Below are 23192 nucleotides of genomic sequence, written 5' to 3' on the forward strand. Positions count from 1 at the left end.
CGTTGCCGACGACGAAAGGGAAGGGGAGCCGGCTGGCGTGCGCCTCGATAACCCCGGGGAACACAACGACTTCCGGATAAAAGCCTCCTGGTTTAGGGTCGGCCTCCCCGCAACGCTGCAATTAATGGGCCGCATGCAACACAGCCGCAAACTGACGACGATCGGCTTCGACGCCGATGACACGCTGTGGCAGAACGAACAGTTCTTCCGCGTGACCGAGAAGCGCTTTGCCGCACTGCTCGCCGACCACGCCGAGGCGGACCGGATCTCGGCAAGATTGCTGGAGGCCGAGAAGCGCAACCTCGCGGTCTACGGCTTCGGCATCAAGGGCTTCACGCTGTCGATGATCGAGACGGCGATCGAGGTCACCAACGGCCTGGTGCCGGCCTCGACTATCGCCGAAATTCTCGCCGCGGGCCGCGAGATGCTCAGCCATCCGATCGAGCCGCTTCCGCATGCGCGCGAAACCGTGGAAAAGCTGACCGGCGCCTACCGCCTGGTGCTGATCACCAAGGGCGACCTGTTCGACCAGGAACGCAAGCTGGCGCAATCCGGACTGGGCGAGCTGTTTGATGCCGTCGAGATCGTCAGCGACAAGAGCGCGGCCACCTATAGCCGCATCTTCAGCCGCCACGGCGACGGCCCGGAAAAGGGCATGATGGTCGGCAACTCGCTCAAATCGGACGTCGTGCCGGCCATCGAAGCCGGCAGTTGGGGCATCCACGTTCCGCATGAGCTGACCTGGGTGCTGGAACATGTCGAGCCGCCGGTCTCGGCACCACGCTTTCGCCAGATAGCCAATCTCGGTGAACTGCCGGGCTTGATCGAGCATATCGGCGAGACTGATTGATCAGGTCTGCAGCCGAGGCATCGCGGTAGGCGTCAATTGCGGCTAATTGCGATCAGCCGGTCGATCACCGGCTGCAGCCGTTCGGTGGTGATCGGCTTGACGACCACTGCATCGATGACGCTGGACAGGCCCAGGCTCTCCGGAGTGCCGCTCTTGACTGAAAGCAGGATCACCGACGGAAGCGATCTGCCTGACGCTCTTCGCAGTGCATCGATACCCGACAGCAAGGCGTCGCAGTCCCCGTTCTCCGCACCGCCGTCGAGAACGACAGTCCCGGGAATCAGCGCGTGCAAGGCCTTTGCCGCGGTTTCGGGAGTTTCCGAGACCGGTTTGAGGCCGGACCGCTCCACGATCTTTGAAACCACGACACGGTTGATCGGTGATTTTCCGACCACCAGCACCCGCGAGAAATCCGGGAGCATCCGCGTCTCCATGTCCCGGCTAACGAAAGGCAGCTGTTTTGCAGTCTCGATATCGCGATTCGCTGGGCACATGGCGGGGGCAGGCCGTTGTTCAATGTTTCAATGCAGGGTTGAAACTCGAGAGGTAATTGGCGTGAGATCACTGCTCATGTCAAGCTCAAATGGCATATCAGGAGAATATCGCAAGAAACATTAAAATTAAAATTAAGTGCTTTTCTTTGCCGCCTCCCGAAGGAGAAGTTGTCACTACAACCGGGCAGGCTTCAGCGAAGTTTGGCTTTGCAGCGCGAACGACCAACTCGCAGCTGTAGCCGGTTTGACGTAAGGTTGAACGAAGGCGAGGCAGGTCTGTCGCGAGCTTGTCGTATCGCCTCGCCGGACTACCCTTCCTCGTTGGCTAGGCACGTCTCTTTGAGCGACGGGAGATGACAATGGAACTCGTGACTCACAAGAAATTCAAAAATGGCCGGTTGATGCCATGGGGAAAGGGTACGGTCGTTACCGGCGCAAAGGGGTTTGTCTACCTTTCCGGAAACACCGCGACCGCCGAGGACTACGATCCGATCGGCAAAAGCGGCGGCGGCACCGTTGGCGATGCGGCCGCGCAGTGGCGCGCAATTCTCACCAACATCAAATCAGATCTGGAAGAGCTTGGCAGTGCGCTCGACCATCTCATTAGGCTGACCTTCTTTGTTAAGGGGCCATTTCCCGATGGCGGCGTGCTGAGCTCGCCCAATTTTCGCCTGGACGTCTTGGACGAATTCTTTGCCGAGCACTGCCCGAAGCACTGCAGCTACAACAACCCGCCGCCCTCGGAAGTTATTGGCGTTGCAGCGCTTGCGCAGCCTGATCTTGTCATTGAAATCGTTGCATTAGCGGCTCTGCCGGATTAGGCACAGCCGCTGCCTGCGAGGTGCGATAGCATGCGCTCAAAAGAGGCGCCGTGCTATCGAGTTCATCAGCCGTGGCTCCGCTGCGTGACGATGACCGGGATCAGCAGATCGCCCCAGTTGCCGTCGCCGCCATGGTGCCGTGCCGAGCGCACCAGCTCGACCGAGACGCCGGCCTCGACCGCCTTCATCACCGACTGATTGAGCCTGTGCAGATCGTTTGCCAGCATTCGGATGGTCGCCTGCTGGTCGACATTCATGCTGGTGGCCTGCTCTTCGGCCCGTTCCTTGACGCGGCTTATCGATGCCATTGGTCTTCTCCCTGTGTTGCCATGTCTGTTGTGTTGCCATGCCCGTTTGGGCGTTCCCTCTGTTTGTCTGCTATTCCGCTATTCCGCCGCCGGCCTGAACTGGGCGTGCTCGGTCGATCCATGCATGGCCGTGGTCGAAGACTGGCCACCGGTGATCGCCATCGAGACGGCGTCGAAATAGCCGGTGCCGACCTCGCGTTGATGCTTGGTGGCGGTGTAGCCATTGGCTTCCGCGGCGAATTCCGCCTCCTGCAGTTCCGAATAGGCTGCCATCTGCCGCTCCTTGTAGCCGCGGGCGAGCTCGAACATGCCGAAGTTGAGCTGGTGGAAACCGGCAAGCGTAATGAACTGGAACTTGTAGCCCATGGCGCCGAGTTCCTTCTGGAACTTCGCAATCGTCGCGTCGTCGAGATTCTTCTTCCAGTTGAAAGACGGCGAGCAATTATAGGCAAGCAGCTTGCCTGGATGATGCTTGCGCACACCCTCGGCAAACGTCCTGGCCTGCGCCAGATCGGGCTTGGAGGTCTCGCACCAGATCAGGTCCGCATAGGGCGCATAGGCGACGGCGCGGGCGATGCAGGGCTCGATGCCGTTGCTGACATGGTAGAAGCCCTCCGCAGTGCGGCCGGCGCCATAATCGACGAAGGGCCGGTCGCGTTCGTCGATGTCGGAGGTCAGGAGCTTTGCCGCTTCCGCGTCGGTGCGCGCCACGACCAGCGTCGGCGTACCCATGACGTCAGCGGCAAGGCGCGCCGCGTTGAGGTTGCGGATGTGTGCGGCGGTCGGGATCAGCACCTTGCCGCCGAGATGGCCGCATTTCTTCTCCGAAGCCAGCTGGTCCTCGTAATGGACGCCGGCCGCACCCGCCTCGATGAACGCCTTCATGATCTCGAAAGCGTTGAGCGGCCCGCCGAAGCCGGCTTCGGCATCGGCGACGATCGGCGCGAACCAGGTGTCGACCGACAGCCCCTTGCCTTCCGAAATCTCGATCTGGTCGGCGCGCTGCAGGGTGCGGTTGATGCGCTTGACCAGTTCGGGCGCCGCATTGGCGGGATAGAGCGATTGGTCCGGGTACATGGCGGAAGCCGTGTTGGCATCGGCGGCGACCTGCCATCCCGACAGATAGATCGCTTTCAGCCCGGCCCGCACCTGCTGCATCGCCTGGTTGCCCGACATGGCACCGAGCGCATTGACGAAATCCTCTCCGTGGATGAGCTGCCACAGCCGGTTTGCGCCCATTTCAGCAAGGCTCTGCCGGATCTGCACCGAGCCGCGCAGCCGTTTCACGTCGTCCGGCGAATAGGGCCTTTCGATGCCATCAAAGCGGCCTTGCGGCGCCGACGGGACAAGGTTGTAAAAGTCGGTCATTGGTCACTCCAGGCCGTTTTGATGCCGATTTCGGAAGGCGCCGCAGAGGGAAAAATAACTGCGCCATATGTGTGACACCATTTACATGCCGGCACGATGCAAGCGAGAAAAAGCTTCAGATTGGTCAAAAAATAAGAGAAAACCTGTGTTGTGTTTGACTAATGAGAGCTGTAAATCTGTCATGATTGTAAAAGACCGCCATGTCATTGGCGGATGTAAATTTCTGTCAAGGGCAGTCGATTGGCCGACCATAAAATCTTCGCCGGGCCGCGCATTCGCCGCATCCGCAACGCCAAGGGGCTGACCCAGACGGCGATGGCCGAAGGGCTCGGCATCTCGCCGTCCTATCTCAATCTCATCGAGCGCAACCAGCGGCCGCTGACGGTGCAACTGATCCTGAGGCTGGCATCCGTCTACAAGGTCGACCCGCACGAATTGCAGGGCGAGGCGAGGGGGTCGGTGGCCGATTTGAAGGAAGTGTTTTCAGATCCGTTGCTGGCCGGCGAACTGCCGGGCGACCAGGAACTCATCGAGCTTGCCGAGGCGGCGCCAAACGCTTCCGCCGCTGTCATAAAGCTGTTTCGCGCCTATCGCGAGCAGGCCGAGCGATTATCGGATCTCAACGAGCTGCTCGCGCGCGAGGGCAAGGCCACCGCACTCTCCGGTGCCAGGCTGCCGATCGACGAGGTGCATGAGATTTTCGAACGCCGGCCGAACCATTTTGCCGCGCTCGAAGAGGAAGCCGAGGCTTTCACGTCGGTGCTCGATCCCGGCGACGATCTGTTCAGTGCGTTGAAGGCCTGGCTGCGGCGTGAATTCGGCATCGTCGTCAAGGTACTGCCGGTCGCCACCATGCCCAACTGGCGCCGTCGCTATGACCGTCACTCGCAGCGCCTGTTCCTATCCGAGCGCCTGTCGCCATTCGATCAGCTGCGCGAGGTGGCTATGGAGGCCTGCCTGATCCGCATGAGCGTCGCTGTCGCCGCCGAGATCCAGGCGCTGAAGCTGACCACGGACGAAGCCCGCCGGCTGGCGCGTTTCGAGCTTGGCCGCTATGCCGCGCACGCTCTGATGATGCCCTATCAGCCTTTTCACACCGCCGCGGTCCGTGCCCGCTACGACATCGACATGTTGCGGTCGCGCTTCGGCGTTTCCTTCGAGCAGGCGGCGAACCGGCTGACCACGCTGCAGCGACCAGGTGCGTCGGGTGTGCCGTTCTTCATGCTCGAGGTCGACAGTGCCGGCAATCGGTTCCGCAAGGCGGGCAGCCACGGCTTTCCGCAAAGCCGCTTCGGCGGCGGCTGTCCGAAGCTGCCGGTCCATGCCGCCTTCGCCCAGCCCGGTCAGATCCTGGTCGAGGCAGTGGAAATGCCCGACGGCGCAGCGTTTCTCTGCATGGCTCGCACGCTCGAGGGGCCGCAGGGCTCGTTTGCTGAGCGACCGCGGCGCACGGCGCTGCTGCTCGGCTGCGACATCGGCTTTCGCGACGAGGTCGTCTATGGAGCGGCATTGCCGGGGCCGGCCGCCATCGGCAAGAGCGGACAGAGCGCCGCCGCGCCGGCGACGCCGATAGGCCCTGCCTGCCGGCTGTGCGAGCGCATCGGCTGCCTCGCCCGCGCCGAGCCACCCGTGACACGTCCGCTCGGCCTCGACGAGATGGTGACGGGACTGTCGGCTTTCGATTTCCAGTGAGGCCGTGGCAGCTTGCTGGCCAGAGAAGATCATACGCGGTTTCACGGCAGGAAAATAACAAGTTGTCCCTTGGGACATTGATCGTCGAAGTATTGATTCAGCATCGGCCGTGAGATATCAAAAGACGAATTGGGCGACGATCGGGGGATCAGGGATGGGCAGGACGTTTTTTTGGCTTGGCTTGGTGCTTGCCTTTTCGATCTGCCCCGCATTTGCGGAAAAGTCCGCGGACTTCTTCAAATCCTATCAACAGTATAATGACGCCGGCAAAGCGTTCCTGGACAAGATCGATCCGAAGACTGGCGCGATAGACCTAGCCGAAGGCGTGCACCTGGACCTCAAGGACAAATTCTATTTTCTGAACAAGAAAGATACTGCCTCCGTCCTGACGGAAGCCTGGGGCAATCCACCCGACGCCGCTTCCGAAGCGCTCGGCATGATCTTTCCAGTCAGCAATGACCCCATTGCCGAGAACAATTGGGGAATAGAGCTGCGATGGGAGAAGATAGGTTACGTCGACGACAGCGAGGCGGGATCCATCGACTACAATGAACTGCTGCGCAACATGCGGGCGGATACCTTGTCGGGCAACGATCAAAGGGTAAAGGACGGCTATTCGCCCATCACTCTGATCGGCTGGGCATCACCGCCCGTGTACGACGCAGTCAACAAGCGTCTGCACTGGGCCAAGGAACTGCAGTTCGGAAACGATGCAGTCCACACGCTTAACTACGACGTTCGCTTTCTCGGCAGGGAGGGCGTTTTCGTGATGAGCTACATCGCAACTGTGGACCAGTTGCCGGAAATCAAGCAGAGTCTCGATGAAGTGCTTGATCTTGCTGTCTTCAAGCCCGGCAAGACATATTTGGACTTCAGACCAGGCGTCGATACGGTTGCGGCTATTGGCATCGGTGGCCTCATTGCCGGCAAACTGGCGGCAAAGGCAGGATTTCTGGTGGTAGCGCTCATCGCGCTGAAAAAATTCGGTCTTATCCTGCTGATTCCCTTGGCAGGTCTCTGGCGCCTCATTCGCGGCAACAAGACAACCTCCTAGATCGATTTCATCGGCTCAACTCTCACGCCTCTCTCACGCCTGCTGATAGCTGGGTGCCCCAAACGGAACACCGCGCTGGATCACGCCCGATCTCCGTCTTTGCGTTACGCGATTAAGGCACGTTTCTGTCGTGTTCATCGTGCTGCCCCGAAATCGCCGACAGTCGTAGTCATGACCGACATATCATCACCACAGATCGCCGTTTCGCCTCCGCGAAATGAGGAGCGTATCGGTTTCCTGCTGGTGTTCCTGTCGGCGCTGATGTGGAGCCTCGGCGGTACCATTGCCCGTTTCATCGATGCCGGAGACAGCTGGACGGTGGTGTTCTGGCGTTCGGTCTGGGCCGCCGCCTTCCTGCTCTGCTTCATGGTCTGGCGCGATGGCTGGCGTGGCACGCTGAAGCTGTTTCGCGGCATGGGCCTGGCTGGTCTTGCGGTGGCATTCTGCTTCGCCACGGCCTCGACCTCTTTCGTCGTGGCGCTTGCCTATACCACCGTCGCCAACATCCTGCTGATGCAGGCCGGCGTGCCGCTTCTGGCGGCGCTGTTTGCCTGGGCGCTGTTTCGCGAACGGGTGGCGGTGGCGACCTGGGTGGCGATCGCCGCCGTCATTGCCGGCGTCGCCATCATGGTGTCGGAATCGCTCGATGGCGCCGTGTCGCCGATCGGCGACGGGCTGGCGCTGCTCATCGCTGTCATGTTCTCGATCGCCACCGTCATCACGCGCCGCTTTGCCCATGTGCGCATGACCCCGGCGACCTGCCTCGGCACGATCCTGGCGGCCGCCTTTGCGGCATCGCAGGCGTCGGCGCTCGGCGTTTCCAGCCACGATATGGGCTTCCTCTTTGCCTTTGGCGTGATCAATCTGGGGCTCGGCCTCGCCTTCTTCGCCACCGGAGCCCGGCTTGTGCCGGCCGCTGTCGCGGCGCTACTCGGCACGTTCGAACCGATCCTTGGCCCGATCTGGGTCTGGCTCATCCATTCCGAGGTGCCGTCGGCGCGCACCATCGTCGGCGGTGCGGTCGTCGTCACCGCGCTGCTCGTCCACATCGGGCTCGAGTTCAAGCGTCAGACGCGGCCCGAGCGAGCGGGCGTCACCGGTGTGCCGTCGCCTAATTGATGCAGCGCACGCGTCAAAGCGAGATGAACCATTGACAATGTCGCAGCCGCGCGGGCAGGCTGCGATCACGGCAACAACAAGACAGGCTTATCTTGCCAAGTCTCCATGCCGGCCGCATCGAGGCCGGACAACATCGTCGTCTTCCTGCCCGCGCCGTAGCGAAAGCTTCCGACGGCGCCGGAACACCACCAACGCCACGCCAGATCTTCACTGTCGGCTCGTCGACGGACCATAATGGCGCCGGCAATTCCCGCTTGTCGCCTGCCTGCAAGCCCAATACCCTGAAGCAAATGCCCAGCCGCGCGAACGCCGCGACGAGCTGGCGACGGAACACTCATCAAAGGAGAATAGCATGATCCGCAAAGCGCTCTGGCTTTCGGCGACTTCGGCGTTTTTGGCAGCTTTTACCTTGGGCGCGCATGCCGAGGATCGCGTCGTCAACGTCTTCAACTGGTCGGACTATATCGACAGTTCGATCATCGACGACTTCACCAAGGAAACCGGCATCAAGGTCGTCTACGACACTTTCGATTCCAACGAGATCCTGGAAACGAAACTGCTCGCCGGCGGCAGCGGCTACGATGTCGTCGTGCCCAGCGGCAATTTCCTTGCACGCCAGATCCAGGCGAATGTGTTCCAGAAGCTCGACAAGTCGAAACTGCCGAACATTTCAAACATGTGGGACACGGTCATGGAACGGACCGCCAAATATGATCCCGGCAACGAATATTCGATCAACTACATGTGGGGTACGGTTGGCATCGGCTACAATATCAAGAAGGTGCAGGCAGCGCTCGGCACCGACAAGATCGACAGCTGGGACGTGTTCTTCAATCCCGAAAGCTTGGCCAAATTGAAGGACTGCGGCGTCTATGTGCTGGATTCGCCGGCCGACATCATACCGGCAGCACTGAAATATCTGGGCCTCAATCCAAACAGCACGTCGCCCGATGAGATTGCCAAGGCCGAAGAAACCTTGCTGAAGGTCCGGCCCTATATCCGCAAGTTCCACTCGTCCGAATATATCAACGCCCTTGCCAATGGCGACATCTGCCTGGCGGTCGGCTGGTCGGGTGACGTCTTCCAGGCCCGCAACCGCGCCGACGAAGCCAAGCAGGGCGTCGAGATCGGCTATTCCGTGCCGAAGGAAGGTGCCCAGATGTGGTTCGACCAGATGGCGATCCCGGCCGATGCGCCGCATGTCGCCGAAGCGCATGAGTTCCTGAACTACATGATGAAGCCGGAAGTGATCGCCAAATCGTCGAACTATGTGCTCTACGCGAACGGCAACAAGGCTTCGCAGCAGTTCATCGACAAGGCGATCCTGGAAGATCCGGCGATCTATCCGGACGCCGCCACCTTGCAGAAACTCTACACCGTCTCGCCCTACGATCCCAAGACCCAGCGCATCATCACCCGCACCTGGACCAAGATCGTCACCGGCCAATAACAATCTGACCAGGCCCCGGCAGCCGGCTGCCGGGGCGCTTTCTCGTGGGGCAAGCAGCAGGACGGAGTGGGACATGAAATCGCTTGGCAGCATCCGCAGGGATTTCGCGCCATGGAACGATCCGAACGCCAAGCCATACATCCAGTTCGACAACGTCACCAAGAAATTCGGTGAGTTCACTGCGGTCAACAATCTGTCGCTGACCATCTTCGAACGCGAATTCTTTGCCTTGCTCGGAGCCTCAGGCTGCGGGAAATCGACGCTGCTCAGGATGCTCGCCGGCTTCGAGGAGCCGACCGCCGGCCGCATCCTGCTCGACGGCCAGGATCTGCGCGGCATTCCGCCCTACCGGCGGCCGGTCAACATGATGTTCCAGTCCTACGCCTTGTTTCCGCACATGACGGTCGAGAACAACATCGCCTTCGGCCTCAAGCAGGAAGGTATGGCCAAGGCCGACATCGACAAGCGCGTCGCCGAGATGCTGAAGCTGGTCAAGCTCGAGCAGTTCGCCAAGCGCAAGCCGCACCAATTGTCGGGCGGCCAGCGCCAGCGCGTCGCGCTCGCCCGCTCGGTGGCCAAGCGGCCGAAAGTCCTGCTGCTCGACGAGCCGCTTGGCGCGCTGGACAAGAAGCTGCGCGAGGAAACCCAGTTCGAGCTGATGGATTTGCAGCAGAACCTCGGCCTCACCTTCGTCGTCGTCACCCATGATCAGGAAGAGGCGATGACGATGGCCGACCGCATCGCCATCATCGACAAGGGCGAGGTGATGCAGGTGGCGACGCCGGCCGAGGTCTACGAGGCGCCGGGTTCCCGCTTCGTCGCCGGCTTCGTCGGCAATGTGAATATGTTCGACGGCAAGATCGCGGCTGGCGAGGCCGGCAGTGCGAGCATCGATGCCGGCAACGGCATCACTATCCGGACCGAAAATGCGGGCAGTGCCGCCGCCGGAACATCCGTCACCTTCGCCATCAGGCCGGAGAAGATCAAGGTGTCCTCCATGAAACCGGCCGGTGCCGTCAACGCCATCGAGGGCGAGGTCTACGACATAGCCTATCTCGGCGACATGACCGTCTATCACGTCAGGCTGGATGACGGTCAGGTCGTGCGGGCGAGCACCATGAACGCGGCACGCCTCACCGAGGACCCATTGACCTGGAACGACCGCGCCTGGGTTTCTTTCCGCCCCGACGCCGGCGTCGTCCTGACACGGTAGGGACTGATCATGTCCGCTGTCACCGCCGCAACAAGCTCTCCGGCAAGCGCTGCCGGCAAATCCGCCTTGGTCAGGCTGGGAGCGGCCCTCGTTAGCCGGCTCGTCATCATCGTGCCCTATCTCTGGCTGCTGTTCTTCTTTCTCGTTCCCTTCATCATCGTCTTCAAGATTTCGCTGTCGCAGACGGCGATCGCCATGCCGCCCTACACGCCGGTGCTTGATTTCCGCAGCGGCATTTCCGGGTTTGTTTCGGAATTCGGCGCACTGAATTTCGACAACTATACCTGGCTGACGCAGGACGCGCTGTATTTCAATGCCTATGTGACGAGCGTCATCGTCGCCGCCATCTCGACGGTCCTGACATTGCTGGTCGGCTATCCCATAGCCTATGGCATGGCGCGCGCCCCGGCGACGATTCGCCCGACCTTGCTGATGCTGGTGATCCTGCCGTTCTGGACCTCGTTCCTGATCCGTGTCTACGCCTGGATTGGCATCCTCAAGCCCGAGGGCCTGCTCAACCAGCTGCTGCTCGCCACCGGCATCATCAGCCAGCCGCTGATCATCCTCAACACCTATACGGCGATCTTCATCGGCATCGTTTACTCCTATCTGCCGTTCATGGTGCTGCCGCTCTATTCGTCCTTGGAGAAGATGGACTATTCACTGATCGAGGCCGCCAAGGATCTCGGCTGCCCGCCGACCAGCGCCTTCTGGAAGATCACCTTTCCGCTGTCGCTGCCCGGCGTCATCGCCGGCTGCCTGCTGGTGTTCATTCCTGCCGTCGGCGAGTTCGTCATTCCCGACCTGCTCGGGGGCTCGCAGACACTGATGATCGGCAGGACGCTGTGGAACGAGTTCTTCGCCAACCGCGACTGGCCGGTGTCGTCCGCGGTTGCCGTCATCTTGCTGCTGCTGCTGATCGTGCCGATTATGCTCTTCCAGCGAGCCCAGGCGCGTGCCCAGGAGCAGGACCAATGAACGCGACCTGGAGCCGCTTCAACATCACATCGATCGTGCTCGGCTTTGCCTTTCTTTACCTGCCGATCGTCCTGCTCGTCGTGTTCTCTTTCAACGAGTCGAAGCTGGTCACCGTCTGGGGCGGCTTCTCGACGAAATGGTACGTGTCGCTGTTTCACAACCGGGGTCTGATGGACGCCACCTGGGTCACGGCCCGCGTCGGCGTCATCTCGGCCACCGTGGCGACCGTGCTCGGCACGCTGGCGGCGCTCACGTTGACACGCTACACGCGCTTTCGCGGCCGGCTGCTGTTTTCGGGCATGGTGTTTGCGCCGCTGGTCATGCCGGAAGTCATCACCGGCCTGTCGCTGCTGCTGCTCTTCGTCGCCGTCGGCCTCGACCGCGGCTTTCTCACGGTGACGCTTGCCCACACCACGCTTACCATGTGCTTCGTTGCGGTGGTGGTTCAGTCGCGCCTGATCACTTTCGATCGTTCGCTGGAAGAGGCCGCGATGGACCTCGGCGCGCCACCGGTGAAGACCTTCGTCCAGATCACGCTGCCGGTTATCATGCCGGCTATCGTCTCCGGCTGGATGCTGGCCTTCACCCTGTCGCTCGACGATCTGGTTATTGCCAGCTTCACCTCTGGACCCGGCGCCACGACGCTGCCGATGAAGATCTACAGCCAGGTTCGCCTTGGCGTGACGCCGGAAATCAACGCGGCCTGCACTATCTTGATCGCGGTCGTCGCAGTTGGCGTGATCATCGCTTCACTCGCAAACAAACGCCGCGAGGTGCAGCGCCAGCGCGACGAGCGGGCCGCGCAGCGAGGTTGAAGGCTCGCTACTCTCCCGAGACGCCGCGGCTTATCGGCGAGATGAACGGCGTGCTCCACGTGCCACCGACGAAGAACGACGACTGCTTGGGCGCCTGGCCGTCCGTCTGCGTGGCAGCCTGGCTGGGCTGGACGATGCCGCCGGACAGCGCCAGCCCGCGTCCGGCATAGGATGCGATGCCGGAAAGCCAGATCTTGTATTGCGCGGAATTCACCTCGGCCTTGTCGATGCGCGCCACGCCGTTCGAAATGCTCGCCTTGAGCTCGGCCCCGTCGATCGGCAGCGTTCCGTCCGAGACGTCGTCCAGCGCGAAGAATCCGCCCTGTTCGGTGTGCTTGAGGAACGCCGGCAGGTTAAGCCGGCTCAGCGCACCCGCGCCGAACGTCGCCGACAGCGAGCCATTGGCGTTGTCGAAAATCGAGTCCCAGGTTCTGCCAGGCCCCTTGAGGATGACCGAAACGGTTCCAGTGCCGATCGGCACCAGCCGCGTCATTCCGGCCGCGGTGCCGAAAGCGCCGCCGTCGATATCGGAAGCAAGCAGCCGGATCTCGACTTCCGTGCCGGCGGGCTTGCGGTCGAAACGGACGCTGCTCTGGACGTTGCCGCCAAAGGCGGATGCATCCGAGATGTCGAAGACGGCAAGGCCGTTCTTGACCTGGGCGGTGGCGGCGACGTCGGCAAGCTGGATGGCGCCGGCGGTGGCATGCGCCGCCGACAGCCTGAGATCGAGATTGATCCGGTCGGCGAAGCTTGTGTCGATTTCGCCCGGACCGGTGCCGCCGGCGGACGGCACCGGCGTAAAGGCGGAGAGAAACGATCTGAGGTCGAGCGTATCGAAGGCAAGTGTGCCGGAGATCACCGGCAGTGCCTCACCATAGGTGAAGTCCAGCGCACCCATTCCCGGGTTGTTGTCGAGGGTCAGGGCCGTGTTTTCGAATTTGACCCGCCCGGCCGTCGCCGTGATCTTGCTTGAAACCGAGATCGAGCCGATTGCGGCACCGGGCGCGATGCCGGCCTGCGACCATTCGAGCACGCGTCGGAGCGAAGGTGCGGCGAATTTTGCCTGGCCGTCGAAATAGCCGTTCTCCGACATGCTGGCGCGGCCGTCGAACGAAAAACTGGCCGGTGCCGCCTTGAAGGAAAATGTGGCCGGTGCTGTGCCGCCACCAAACAGCACGAGCGGGTTCGGCGATGCGGCGTCGATGGCAACGCTTTCGCCGCGCCATATCCCGGTCGCCGACAGCGTCGCATTGCTGTTCATCGCCGCCCAGTTCGCCTGGCCGCTCAGGCTGCTCAATATCTCCTGGTCCTTGCCGCCGATGGCAGCCACCACGCGGCCGTCCCTGAACTCGACTGTGCCGAACGGATCTGTCGGCAGCTTGCCGAGATCCGGCTTGGCGGGATTTGTGTTGATCACCGCGCGGGCAGCATCGATCGAACGCGTAATGCGCCCGCCGCTGGGAATCGCAGGCAGGAAAAACCCGCTCGCGGTACGCTGGACCCTGATCGTCGGTCGCACCAGCCGCGCCGTCGAAAACACCACGTCGCCACGCAGCGCCGCCATGGCCGAGAGGTCGACCTCGACCCGTTCGGCTTCGACCACCGGCGGCGCATCCGTCTCTGTCCATTGCGACAGTGTCACGTCGCTCAGGATCGCCCGGAAATTCGGCCAGACCTCGATGCGCGGCGCGCCGTCGATGGTGACCCGGAAACCGCTCCAGGCGCTCATTTCCCACGCGATACGATCGCGTACGATGCGGGTCGAGGCGATCAACGGCAAGGCTGCGACAACCAGCGCGATGACGATGACGGCCGCGCCGATCGCCCATATTCCGCGTCGGATCAAAGGTGATGGCATATCGCCCCGTATGCTTCCATTCCGACAAAATCGCCCGACGGGTGTAACCGACGGCTGACGCATTTCAAGTCTTTATGGCCCGGCGATGGCATTTGCGCACACCCTGACCGGCACGGTCCAACAAAATCTTGCTCTGCTGCATCGCGATATGCATAAGCGATACAGGCTGCGGAGGAACAATGATGGCTGACGACGCACCGCTCTGGATCCCGACGCAAGAGCAGATCGACGCGGCGCCGATGACCGCCTTCATGAACGCCGCGGCGAGTATGGCCGGCGAGGTTTTCTCCTCCTATACCGACCTGCATCGCTGGTCGATCGATGACCGCGAGACCTTCTGGGGCCTGGTCTGGGACTTTTGTGGCATCGTCGGCGATAGGGGCGAACGCGTGCTGGTCGATGGCGACAAGATGCCCGGCGCGACCTTCTTCCCTGACGTGAAGCTGAACTTCGCCGAGAATCTCCTCAAGAAAACCGGGCCTGGCGACGCAATCGTCTTTCGCGGCGAGGACAAGGTCGAGCGGCGGCTGTCCTGGAACGAACTGCATGCGCTGACCTCGCGCCTGCAGCAGCTTTTCCTGTCGCTCAAGGTGAAGAAAGGCGACCGCATCGCCGCGATGATGCCCAACATGCCGGAGACTGTTGCGGCGATGCTGGCGGCCGCCTCGATCGGCGCCGTCTGGTCGTCCTGCTCCCCGGATTTCGGTGAGCAGGGGGTGCTTGACCGGTTCGGCCAGATCGAGCCTGTCATATTCATCGCGCCGGACGGTTACTGGTACAATGGCAAGGCGATCGAAGTCGCCGACAAGATCGCGGCCGTGGCGGGCAAGCTCGCCACCGTGCGCAAGGTCCTGATCGTCGATTATCTCGGCACCTCGTTCGACGTCGCGGCGACCATCGGCAAGGCGGCCGCGCTGGAAGATGCGCTGTCACCCTTCGCCGCTAAGTCCGTCGCCTTCGAAAGGCTGCCGTTTTCGCATCCGCTCTACATCCTGTTTTCGTCAGGCACCACCGGCATCCCCAAATGCATCGTCCATTCGGCCGGGGGCACGCTGATCCAGCACGTTAAGGAAGAACGGCTGCATGCCGGCCTGCTCGACGGCGACCGCTTCTTCTATTTTACCACCTGCGGCTGGATGATGTGGAACTGGCTGGTGTCGGGCCTGGCATCGGGCGCCACCTTGCTGCTCTATGACGGCTCGCCGTTCTACCCGGACGGCAATGCGCTGTTCGACTTCGCCGACGCCGAAAAGATGACCTATTTCGGCACCTCGGCCAAATTCATCGATTCCGTGCGCAAGGCCGGCCTGAAGCCGATCCGCACGCATGATCTTTCCAGCGTGCGCACCATCTCCTCGACCGGCTCGCCGCTATCGCCGGAAGATTTCCGCTTCGTCTATGACGGCATCAAGAGGGACGTGCATCTGGCTTCGATTTCCGGCGGCACCGATATCGTCTCCTGCTTCGTGCTCGGCGTGCCGATCGAACCGGTATGGACCGGCGAGATCCAGGGGCCCGGCCTCGGCCTTGCCGTCGATGTCTGGGACGATGACGGCCGGCCGCTCCGCCAGGAGAAGGGCGAGCTCGTCTGCACCAAGGCGTTTCCGGCGATGCCGATCGGCTTCTGGAACGACCCTGACGGCAGGAAATACAAAGCCGCCTATTTCGAACGTTTCGACAATGTCTGGTGCCACGGCGATTTCGCCGAATGGACCGCCCACGGCGGCCTGATCATCCATGGCCGTTCCGACGCCACGCTCAACCCGGGCGGTGTCAGGATCGGCACAGCGGAGATCTACAATCAGGTCGAGCAAATGCCGGAAATCCTCGAAGCACTATGCATCGGCCAGGATTTCGACAATGACGTTCGTGTCGTGCTGTTCGTGCGGCTGGCGGCCGGCGTCGAGCTCGATGCCGAGCTGGAAAAACGCATCCGCGCGAAAATCCGCACCGGGGCGAGCCCGCGCCACGTGCCGGCCAAGATCGTCGCCGTCGCCGATATTCCGCGGACCAAATCGGGCAAGATCACCGAGCTCGCGGTACGCGACATGGTCCATGGCCGCGCCATCAAGAACAAGGAAGCGCTCGCCAATCCCGAAGCGCTCGAGCTCTTCCGCAACCTGCCGCAGCTTGCCGACTGACCCTGGCGTCCAAGGTGGAGCCCGTTTTGAGGTCTCCGATATCGTTAACGAATTATCTCTTCGGAATTTACCTAGATTTCATGAGTGGTACACATTGGTAAATTTTCCGGCGTGGCGGTAAGGATTTGTTAAGGCCCGGCATCGATAGTCGTGCGTAACTTGAGGGAGAAATCCCGTCCTCCAGCCCCAGAGGATCTGATTCGCTCAAGCCCCGTTGTGACAGCAATTCTATCATTCAAGGCGTCCTGTTGGACGCCTTTTTTCTTTGCGCAACCATAGCTAACCGGCGAGCACGCGGGTCGAGGGAAAGGCGACTTCGACCAGGGTTCCCTCGCCGGGCGTCGAGTTGATGGTGAACCGGGCCCGGTTCGCTTCGACCATCGCCTTGGTCAGCGGCAGCCCGAGACCGGTGCCGTCGCCTCGGCCGCGCTTCAGCGCATTGATTTGCTTGAACGGCTTCAGCGCCTGCTCGATCTCGGACTGGCTCATGCCGATGCCGGTATCGCGCACGCGCATGACGACATCGCCGGAGATCTCGTAGGCCGTCGACACGATCACCTGGCCGCCGGCCTGCGTGTAGCGGACGGCGTTCGACAGGATGTTGAGCGCGATCTGCCGCACGCTGCGCAGATCGGCCACCACTTCCGGCAGCCGCGAGGCGAAGCTGGAGCGGATGATGACGCGTTCCCGGTTGGCTTGCGGCTGCATCATCGCCACGGTTTCGGCCAGCGTGTCGTTGAGCGACACCGCCTCGTAGGCCATCTCCTGCTGGCCGGCCTCGATTTTCGAAATGTCGAGCAGGTCGTTGACCAGATCGAGCACGTGGTTGCCCGAACGATTGATGTCGCGCAGATAGTCGCGATAGCGGTCATTGGCCACCGGCCCGAATTTCTCGTCGACCATCAGCTCGGAAAAGCCAATGATGGCGTTGAGCGGCGTGCGGATCTCATGGCTGATGCGGGCCAGAAAATCGGTCTTCTGCGACGAGGCGCGTTCGGCGACCGCGCGCGCCTGGGTCAGGTCCTCTTCGGCGCGCTTCCACTGGGTGATATCGCGCACCACCGCACAGAAGCCGCTGTCGTTGGGCAGCCTGCCGATGGTCATGAACAGCGGAATGAAGCGCCCCTGCGCCTCGCGTCCGATCACCTCGCGGCCATCGTTCATCACGCTTGCAACGCCGGGCTCCGACAAGCCCTCGAGATAGTCACGCGCCGCGCGCTGGCTTTCGATCGCGAACAGCGAGACGAACGGTTTGCCGGTCACCTCGTCGCTGTCGAAGCCGAACAGCGCCTCCGCCGGACGGCTAATTGAACGGATCGTTCCGTTACGGCCGATCAGCACGACGCCGTCGGTGGCGGTGTCGATGATGGTGCGCATTTCGGCAATGCGTGCCTTGAGCTCGGAAACATCCGGCTGCGTCTGGTCGTCGGCGGCGCCATGTGGAATGGCTGCTGCCTCGTCGTCGCCGGAACGGCGTACGACCAGCATCAGCGCCTTGCCGTTTCCCCAGGGGACGGAGCGTAAAATCGCGTCGATCGGAAACTCCTGACCGTCGCGCGTCTTCAGCCGCAGAGCGCGGTCGCCGCCGTCGGAACTGCCGTCGTCCGCATAAGGGTCGGCAAACAGCGCGCCGAGCCCGCCGGCCTCGTCCAGGTCATTGAGCGTTGCATAGCCGGTCAAGCCGAGGAATTCGTCGTTCGCGTAATGCAGCTGGTCGCCGGAATGGATAAGCACCGGCACTGGCAGCTTGCCGAGGATCGAGGTATCCGGCCCCTTGTTGTCCTCTCCGGCAAACGCCGACGGCACGAAGCCGTCGAGTTTGAGCGGTGGTGCCTGCGGCCGCTCGCTGGGCGGCACCTGGCCGGCAATTTCGGCTGCGGCTGCGCCATCCTCGGACCAATCCTCGCTGTCCTCGGCGTCACGGAAATCTTCGGCCGTCATGCTGTCGTCGTCATCCCGCGGCGCTTCGGCGACGATCGTTCGACGGTTCGTGCTGGGCTCAACGCCTTCCTGTGCTTCATCGCTTGGTTCGCGGTCGGCATAGTCGAGCAGCGATCCGGAAACAGGGCGTATGACGGGTTCGCCGGCTTGCACCTCTGCTTCCGCCTCATCGGGCTGCTCGCCGTCGAGCCGGGCAAGATCCTTCCGGTCCTCGGCATCGGCCTCGGGCGGTTCGGCGGCAGCAGCCTCGCTTTCCGGAGCTGGCGCCGGCATCTCACCCTTGTCCGTCGGGCCGGCTTCTTTCAGCTTTGGCTCGTCGGCCTTGCCGGCTGCCTCGACTTTCTCAACCGGCTTCTGCTTTCCGGCGCTGGGCTGTTCTTCGGCCGGGGTGCTGTCCTTCTTGAGACGCTCGCCAATCTCGCGAAACGCGCTGCGTTCCAGCGTTGACAGGCCCTTGTCGTTGGCCGGCTGCCGATGCTCGGCCAGCCGGATCACCTTGTCGGCGAAGCGCCGCTCGGGCTTTGGCACGATGGTCAATGCAGGCACTTCGCCCCTGAACGGATCGGCGGGTTTAGGTGTCTCGGGGAGAGGTTCGACGGCTTTCGGCCCGATGGTCGCGGCAGGTTTCTCCTCGGCGACAAGGGCCATGCCGACGGCATCGGGATCGGCCACCGCATCGCCGCTCCTGGCCACGCCGAAACCGCGAAAACCTTCGAAAACGCGGCTGCGGCTGTAAACCGGGAGCGCCGCCAGATCGACGGGTATCTTCAGATCGGTGCCGGCGACCGGCCACAGCACGGAGCGGCCGGACCAGGTGTCGCGCCGTTCGAGCAGGCCGGCAATCTCGCCAGAAGCATCGAGGCCATAGGCGGCCGAAACATCCTCGAAGCGGCGGCCGATCACGTCGGCGGCAGACTTGCCGACGAGTTCGGCAAATTCCGGCGACAGGGCACTGAACCGGCCCTCCGCGTCGGTACGCCAGACGAAACGCATGGGCGCGGCGGTGCGATCGATCGCCGAAGCGCGGTGTTCTGCCGGGGAGGCGGCTTTGGTGGCTTTTGCGGCACTTTCCGGCGAAGTATCCGCGCCGGCCTGCGAAGCGTCCGGGCTGGTCTCGACTTTGCCGGACGCAGCTGCCCCGGGCGGGACCTGCGCGCCGTCGCCGGCATTGAAGTACCAATGGTCATGCTGCGTCGGCGCTTCGCCAACCGTGCGTTGATCGTCGGCAGCGTCGACAGGTTCGTGCTGCGCCGACGCCGAAGTGCCTTCCATCGCTGCAAGGTCGATCTCCGCCGCGCCGGTGCCGGCGATTGGCTGCTCGTTGTCCTGATCCGTTGGCTGGGGAAGATCGCCACCGCTCGGTGCCGGTGCTGCCTCGGTTTCCGCGCTGGCGCGCTCGCCATCAGGGGCCTCGCCGTCAAGCCGGTCCTCGTCGATCACCACCAGCAGGTGCCGCTCGTCCGTCAGCCGGGCAAGGCCCGCCGGATAGGAGCTGGATCCACCCGGAACCAGGCGCTTGACGATGCGGTCGCTCTCGTTCGCCACGTCGGCGACAAGCGCGGCCAGCGTCTCGGGCCGGATGCCGAGCGCCGAAAAGCCGTCCGATGCGGCGTCGATATTGCCCTTGGCGTCGACAAAGGCGATGTAGTGGCCGTCTTCGGTAAAGCCACCGATGGCGCGATCGGCGATCTCGGCCGCGCTGCGCGAGCCGGTCTGCGCCGCCGGCAGCGCCAGCATGATTGCTTCCTCGCCATCGGGCATGGTCACCGCGCTGGCCAGGAAGCCGACCGCGCGGCTGGTCAGGCCGGTCGCCAGCCGGACCGTGATGGCACGGTCGCGGCCGATCCGCGGAAAGCCGCTGGTCGCCATGATCTGGCGCCTGGCGATCAGCGGCAAACCTGCCGAGGCGCCGATGATCGCACCGATGTCGGGATAGCCGAATACCGCTGCGCCGGGGCCGTTGGCCCAGATCACCTGCTCGAGATCTGCCGACAGAATGGCGATCGCGTCGCCTGCGGCGAAGCGCAGGCGGACGGCGTCGAGCACGGCGACATCGAGGAAGGAGTAGTTTTCAGCCGGCATGCGCTTGGCGACCCTCACAGAGCGGGCAATTTGCGGTTAACGCTTTGTTAATAAAAGCCGACGGCGCGAAGGTCCACAAGTCATAGCGTGCAACCAATGGAATCTCTAGGCGCGTGGTTAACGCCACGAACAAACAATTTATGGTGCGATGCAACAAACATGTTGCATCGCACAAAAATTGCCTTTATATTGCCATGATACATGAACGAGACGGCTTTTCGTCAAAGTCGCTGCCGCTGAAAAGGATGGAAAATGTCCAGGACCAAGACCGCTGAAACGATTGAAAACGTTGAATTCCCGAGCTTCGACGCTTCCAAGGCCACCGACCAGATCCGTGCCTTCGCCGAAAAGGGCGTCGAGCAGTCGAAAGAGGCCTATGCCAAGCTGAAGACCGGCGCCGAGGAGACCCAGAAGGCTCTGGAGTCGACCTACGAGACCGCCAAGACCGCTTCCAGCGAGCTGTCGCTCAAGACCATCGCCGCCCTGCGCGCCAATGCCGAAGCCGGCTTCTCGCATTTCGAAGCCCTGATCGGCGCCAAGTCGCTGTCGGAAGTCGTCGAACTGCAGACCGCGTTCCTGCGCAAAGGCGTCGAAATGACCGTCGAGCAGGCCAAGGACTTCCAGGCGGTTGCTGCCAAGGCGGCCGAGGACGTATCCAAGCCGATCAAGACCGCCTTCGAGAAGGCCGTGAAAGAAATCAAGATCGCCTAATATTTGCGCACAAATTGACGATGCATCAAAAGGTCGCATTTCGTCAGACAAATAGGTGTGCGATATAGTGGTTTAAGTGAATACCCGGCGGGTGGAACCTCCTCCCTCTGCTCACCGGGATGACCAGCCAGCACCTCCTCCCGCTGGCTCGTAACAGGAAAAGGCCGGCACCTCCTCCCGCCGGCCTTTTTCTTTGTCCGGCGAAAATGATGCGATGCCGGAGCGATCTTTTGCTTTGCCAAAAGCCTTGAATTAAACTCCGATAGCCCGTATGGACGCATCGCCGAACGACAGAGCGGGTCCCGGAGAATGAACGTTCCGTCTGGATCTCGCTCGGGCAAGTGTGCCGTTGTAGCTCAGATGGTTAGAGCGCCGGATTGTGGATCCGGAGGTCGCTGGTTCGATCCCAGCCAACGGTACCATTCAGCTCAGCCAGGTTTCTGAGCAATAGCACCAAGCGATCTCTACGATCCCGTAGCGCTCACCCACGGTCCCGCGCCTGGCGCGCACCGTGCAGGTGATCCACGAGCGCTCGCAGGTTCGGCGCGATATTCCGTCGGCTGGGAAAATAAAGATAGAAACCCGCAAACGGCGAAAAATAGCCGTCGAGGATTGGCACGAGCTCGCCGCGGTCGATCCAGGGGCGGAATGTGTCCGCCATGCCGAACGTGATCCCGGCGCCTGCAACGGCCAGCCGGATCATCAGCCACATATCATTGGTCGTGATCTCGGGCGCAACCGCCACATCGAACTCGCGCCCGTCCTCGCCAAACTCCCACCGGTAGGGCGAAACTCCAGGCGCCGGCCGCCAGCCGATACAGCGATGCGCCACAAGCTCGCGCGGATGGGCGGGTGCGCCGAACTTTTCGAGATAGCGCGGGGCGCAGACGGCCATCTGTCGCTGATCGCCTGAGACGGGCACGGCAATCATGTCCTGCTCGATCACTTCGCCGAGCCTCACTCCCGCATCATAACCTTCGGCGACGATGTCGAATTCCTCGTCGGTGACGACAATATCCAGATGCACCTCGGGAAACCTTTCTGCAAAGGACGCCAGCAACGGTCCTGACAGAAAGGCCTCTGCGATCGACGAAACTGCGATCCGCAGGCGGCCGCGCGGGCGGTCCAGAAACTCCGTGGTGGCTTCGATTGCCGCGTTCACGTCGGCGATCGCCGGTGCGACGCTCGCCAGCAGGCGCTCGCCCGCTTCCGTCAGGTTGACGCTGCGTGTCGTGCGCTGCAGCAAAGCGATGCCAAGGCGCTGTTCAAGCCTGAGGATGCTCTGGCTGACCGCTGAGCGCGTCACGCCCAGCCGGTCTGCCGCAGCGCGAAAATTGCGTTCCTCGGCCACCGCGACGAAGACGGCAATTGCATTGAGATCGATGTCCACTGGTTAGTAAAACTTACCATCGAGGTTAACAGCGGGCGGGTTATCGCGACAATGCCATGGCTCTATCTCTGTCGCAACGGCAAGAAGGCTTGATCCTCCCGATCCAAGCCGAAGCCGGCCGACAAAGGAGATATCCCATGACATCACTGCCTTCCTCCTGGGACCTGGATGGAAAAGTCGCCCTCGTGACGGGCGCGGCACGCGGCATCGGCCGCTGCACGGCGGAACTGCTGCGGGCGCGGGGCGCCCGGATCGTCGCAAGCGATCTCAGCAACAGCGTACGCGAATTGGAAGCCGAGGATGTGGCGATCTTGGTCGGCGATGTCGCCGACGAGGCTCTGGCCAGACGCTCGGTCGAACTCGCGGCGAAGCGCTTCGGGCGATTGGACATCGTCGTGAACAATGCCGGTCGCACGCTCAACAAGCGTCTGACGGAGACCTCGGTCGACGACTATGACCGCATCCTGCAGATCAATGCGCGCGGCAGCTTCGTCACCGCCCGTGCCGCAGTGGAATTGATGGTCGCTGGTGGAGGCGGCGCGGTCGTCAATGTCTCGTCGATCTCGGCGGTCGCGGCCTTCGAGACGCAGGCGGCCTATGCCTCCTCCAAGGCAGCTGTCGCACAGCTGACCAAGGTGATCGCGATCGAATATGGGCGCATGGGCATTCGCTGCAACGCCGTTGCCCCTGGCGTGATCGAAACCGACATCATGGAAGGCGTGGTGGAGAATGGCCGGGAGATGCTGCGCAGCTTCGGCGATGCGCATCCGATCGGCCGGATCGGCCAGCCGCAAGAAGTTGCCGAGGCCATCGCCTTCCTGGCCTCGCCGGCGTCCAGTTTCATCACCGGGGCCTTGCTTCTGGTCGATGGCGGCTACACCGCCCAGTGAGTCCCCAATAGAGCCGG

The 23192-nt window shown here is 62.3% G+C and carries 18 protein-coding genes and 1 tRNA gene; 13 read left to right on the forward strand and 6 right to left on the reverse strand.

Annotated features, from left to right (window positions below; translation table 11 throughout):
- Positions 1-133: 133 nt before the first annotated feature.
- Positions 134-850, forward strand: coding sequence for an HAD family hydrolase (locus AC0L2X_RS12390; RefSeq protein WP_352488577.1), 717 nt, complete (start codon positions 134-136; stop codon positions 848-850).
- Between the two features lie 32 nt (positions 851-882).
- Here AC0L2X_RS12390 and AC0L2X_RS12395 read toward each other — a convergent pair whose 3' ends face one another.
- Positions 883-1272, reverse strand: coding sequence for an ANTAR domain-containing protein (locus tag AC0L2X_RS12395; RefSeq protein WP_473559524.1), 390 nt, complete (start codon positions 1270-1272; stop codon positions 883-885).
- Between the two features lie 431 nt (positions 1273-1703).
- On the opposite strand from AC0L2X_RS12395, the gene AC0L2X_RS12400 reads away from it, so the two are divergent.
- The gene (locus tag AC0L2X_RS12400) at positions 1704-2165 is read left to right on the forward strand and encodes a RidA family protein (RefSeq protein WP_352488318.1); all 462 of its coding nucleotides are present in this window, start codon (positions 1704-1706) and stop codon (positions 2163-2165) included.
- A 65-nt stretch (positions 2166-2230) separates the two neighbouring features.
- On the opposite strand, the gene AC0L2X_RS12405 is transcribed toward AC0L2X_RS12400, so the two are convergent.
- Together AC0L2X_RS12405 and aceA are read right to left on the reverse strand one after the other, a co-directional pair.
- Positions 2231-2473, reverse strand: a complete 243-nt coding sequence (locus AC0L2X_RS12405; RefSeq protein ID WP_352526326.1) for an SMc00767 family acetate metabolism repressor — start codon at positions 2471-2473, stop codon at positions 2231-2233.
- Between the two features lie 78 nt (positions 2474-2551).
- The gene (gene aceA / locus AC0L2X_RS12410) at positions 2552-3841 is read right to left on the reverse strand and encodes an isocitrate lyase (protein ID WP_473559526.1); all 1290 of its coding nucleotides are present in this window, start codon (positions 3839-3841) and stop codon (positions 2552-2554) included.
- A gap of 240 nt (positions 3842-4081) precedes the next feature.
- Between aceA and AC0L2X_RS12415 the strand changes: the two genes are divergently transcribed.
- The 7 genes from AC0L2X_RS12415 to AC0L2X_RS12445 all read left to right on the forward strand — a co-directional run bounded on the left by AC0L2X_RS12415 (position 4082) and on the right by AC0L2X_RS12445 (position 12162).
- The gene (locus AC0L2X_RS12415; RefSeq protein WP_473559528.1) at positions 4082-5533 is read left to right on the forward strand and encodes a helix-turn-helix domain-containing protein; all 1452 of its coding nucleotides are present in this window, start codon (positions 4082-4084) and stop codon (positions 5531-5533) included.
- 154 nt (positions 5534-5687) lie between these two features.
- On the forward strand, positions 5688-6587 hold the full coding sequence (locus tag AC0L2X_RS12420; protein ID WP_473559530.1) for a DUF2167 domain-containing protein: 900 nt from the start codon (positions 5688-5690) through the stop codon (positions 6585-6587).
- Positions 6588-6758: 171 nt separating this feature from the next.
- Positions 6759-7706, forward strand: a complete 948-nt coding sequence (locus AC0L2X_RS12425; protein ID WP_473559532.1) for a DMT family transporter — start codon at positions 6759-6761, stop codon at positions 7704-7706.
- A gap of 352 nt (positions 7707-8058) precedes the next feature.
- On the forward strand, positions 8059-9156 hold the full coding sequence (locus AC0L2X_RS12430) for a polyamine ABC transporter substrate-binding protein (protein ID WP_473559535.1): 1098 nt from the start codon (positions 8059-8061) through the stop codon (positions 9154-9156).
- 73 nt (positions 9157-9229) lie between these two features.
- Complete coding sequence (locus tag AC0L2X_RS12435; protein WP_473559537.1) at positions 9230-10369, forward strand: ABC transporter ATP-binding protein; 1140 nt, start codon at positions 9230-9232, stop codon at positions 10367-10369.
- A gap of 9 nt (positions 10370-10378) precedes the next feature.
- A complete protein-coding gene (locus AC0L2X_RS12440) occupies positions 10379-11347 on the forward strand; it encodes an ABC transporter permease subunit (protein WP_473559539.1) in 969 nt (322 codons plus the stop codon).
- On the forward strand, positions 11344-12162 hold the full coding sequence (locus AC0L2X_RS12445) for an ABC transporter permease (protein WP_473559541.1): 819 nt from the start codon (positions 11344-11346) through the stop codon (positions 12160-12162). Before AC0L2X_RS12440 ends, AC0L2X_RS12445 begins: the two co-directional genes overlap by 4 nt.
- A gap of 7 nt (positions 12163-12169) precedes the next feature.
- Here AC0L2X_RS12445 and AC0L2X_RS12450 read toward each other — a convergent pair whose 3' ends face one another.
- Positions 12170-14020 (reverse strand): AsmA family protein, encoded by a 1851-nt coding sequence (locus AC0L2X_RS12450; RefSeq protein ID WP_473559543.1) that lies wholly within the window; start codon positions 14018-14020, stop codon positions 12170-12172.
- 182 nt (positions 14021-14202) lie between these two features.
- Between AC0L2X_RS12450 and AC0L2X_RS12455 the strand changes: the two genes are divergently transcribed.
- Positions 14203-16161 (forward strand): acetoacetate--CoA ligase, encoded by a 1959-nt coding sequence (locus AC0L2X_RS12455; protein WP_473599832.1) that lies wholly within the window; start codon positions 14203-14205, stop codon positions 16159-16161.
- Between the two features lie 279 nt (positions 16162-16440).
- Here AC0L2X_RS12455 and AC0L2X_RS12460 read toward each other — a convergent pair whose 3' ends face one another.
- The gene (locus tag AC0L2X_RS12460; protein ID WP_473559547.1) at positions 16441-20184 is read right to left on the reverse strand and encodes a PAS domain S-box protein; all 3744 of its coding nucleotides are present in this window, start codon (positions 20182-20184) and stop codon (positions 16441-16443) included.
- 252 nt (positions 20185-20436) lie between these two features.
- On the opposite strand from AC0L2X_RS12460, the gene AC0L2X_RS12465 reads away from it, so the two are divergent.
- Entirely contained in the window at positions 20437-20895 is a 459-nt protein-coding gene (locus tag AC0L2X_RS12465; protein WP_352488333.1) for a phasin, read from the forward strand.
- A gap of 345 nt (positions 20896-21240) precedes the next feature.
- Positions 21241-21317 (forward strand) — tRNA-His (locus AC0L2X_RS12470).
- Between the two features lie 59 nt (positions 21318-21376).
- Here AC0L2X_RS12470 and AC0L2X_RS12475 read toward each other — a convergent pair.
- Positions 21377-22285 (reverse strand): LysR family transcriptional regulator, encoded by a 909-nt coding sequence (locus AC0L2X_RS12475; RefSeq protein ID WP_352488334.1) that lies wholly within the window; start codon positions 22283-22285, stop codon positions 21377-21379.
- Between the two features lie 137 nt (positions 22286-22422).
- Here AC0L2X_RS12475 and AC0L2X_RS12480 point away from each other — a divergent pair, with 137 nt between their 5' ends.
- Positions 22423-23175, forward strand: coding sequence for an SDR family NAD(P)-dependent oxidoreductase (locus AC0L2X_RS12480; protein ID WP_352564864.1), 753 nt, complete (start codon positions 22423-22425; stop codon positions 23173-23175).
- Positions 23176-23192: the final 17 nt, after the last annotated feature.

It is taken from the genome of Mesorhizobium sp. WSM4828 (assembly GCF_055811175.1).

Coding starts and splice junctions, on each gene's coding strand:
- AC0L2X_RS12390 (WP_352488577.1), top strand. CDS start 134: ATGCAACACAGCCGCAAACTGACGACGATCGGCTTCGACGCCGATGAC.
- AC0L2X_RS12395 (WP_473559524.1), bottom strand. CDS start 1,272: ATGCTCCCGGATTTCTCGCGGGTGCTGGTGGTCGGAAAATCACCGATC.
- AC0L2X_RS12400 (WP_352488318.1), top strand. CDS start 1,704: ATGGAACTCGTGACTCACAAGAAATTCAAAAATGGCCGGTTGATGCCA.
- AC0L2X_RS12405 (WP_352526326.1), bottom strand. CDS start 2,473: ATGGCATCGATAAGCCGCGTCAAGGAACGGGCCGAAGAGCAGGCCACC.
- aceA (WP_473559526.1), bottom strand. CDS start 3,841: ATGACCGACTTTTACAACCTTGTCCCGTCGGCGCCGCAAGGCCGCTTT.
- AC0L2X_RS12420 (WP_473559530.1), top strand. CDS start 5,688: ATGGGCAGGACGTTTTTTTGGCTTGGCTTGGTGCTTGCCTTTTCGATC.
- AC0L2X_RS12425 (WP_473559532.1), top strand. CDS start 6,759: ATGACCGACATATCATCACCACAGATCGCCGTTTCGCCTCCGCGAAAT.
- AC0L2X_RS12430 (WP_473559535.1), top strand. CDS start 8,059: ATGATCCGCAAAGCGCTCTGGCTTTCGGCGACTTCGGCGTTTTTGGCA.
- AC0L2X_RS12435 (WP_473559537.1), top strand. CDS start 9,230: ATGAAATCGCTTGGCAGCATCCGCAGGGATTTCGCGCCATGGAACGAT.
- AC0L2X_RS12440 (WP_473559539.1), top strand. CDS start 10,379: ATGTCCGCTGTCACCGCCGCAACAAGCTCTCCGGCAAGCGCTGCCGGC.
- AC0L2X_RS12445 (WP_473559541.1), top strand. CDS start 11,344: ATGAACGCGACCTGGAGCCGCTTCAACATCACATCGATCGTGCTCGGC.
- AC0L2X_RS12450 (WP_473559543.1), bottom strand. CDS start 14,020: ATGCCATCACCTTTGATCCGACGCGGAATATGGGCGATCGGCGCGGCC.
- AC0L2X_RS12455 (WP_473599832.1), top strand. CDS start 14,203: ATGGCTGACGACGCACCGCTCTGGATCCCGACGCAAGAGCAGATCGAC.
- AC0L2X_RS12460 (WP_473559547.1), bottom strand. CDS start 20,184: ATGCCGGCTGAAAACTACTCCTTCCTCGATGTCGCCGTGCTCGACGCC.
- AC0L2X_RS12465 (WP_352488333.1), top strand. CDS start 20,437: ATGTCCAGGACCAAGACCGCTGAAACGATTGAAAACGTTGAATTCCCG.
- AC0L2X_RS12480 (WP_352564864.1), top strand. CDS start 22,423: ATGACATCACTGCCTTCCTCCTGGGACCTGGATGGAAAAGTCGCCCTC.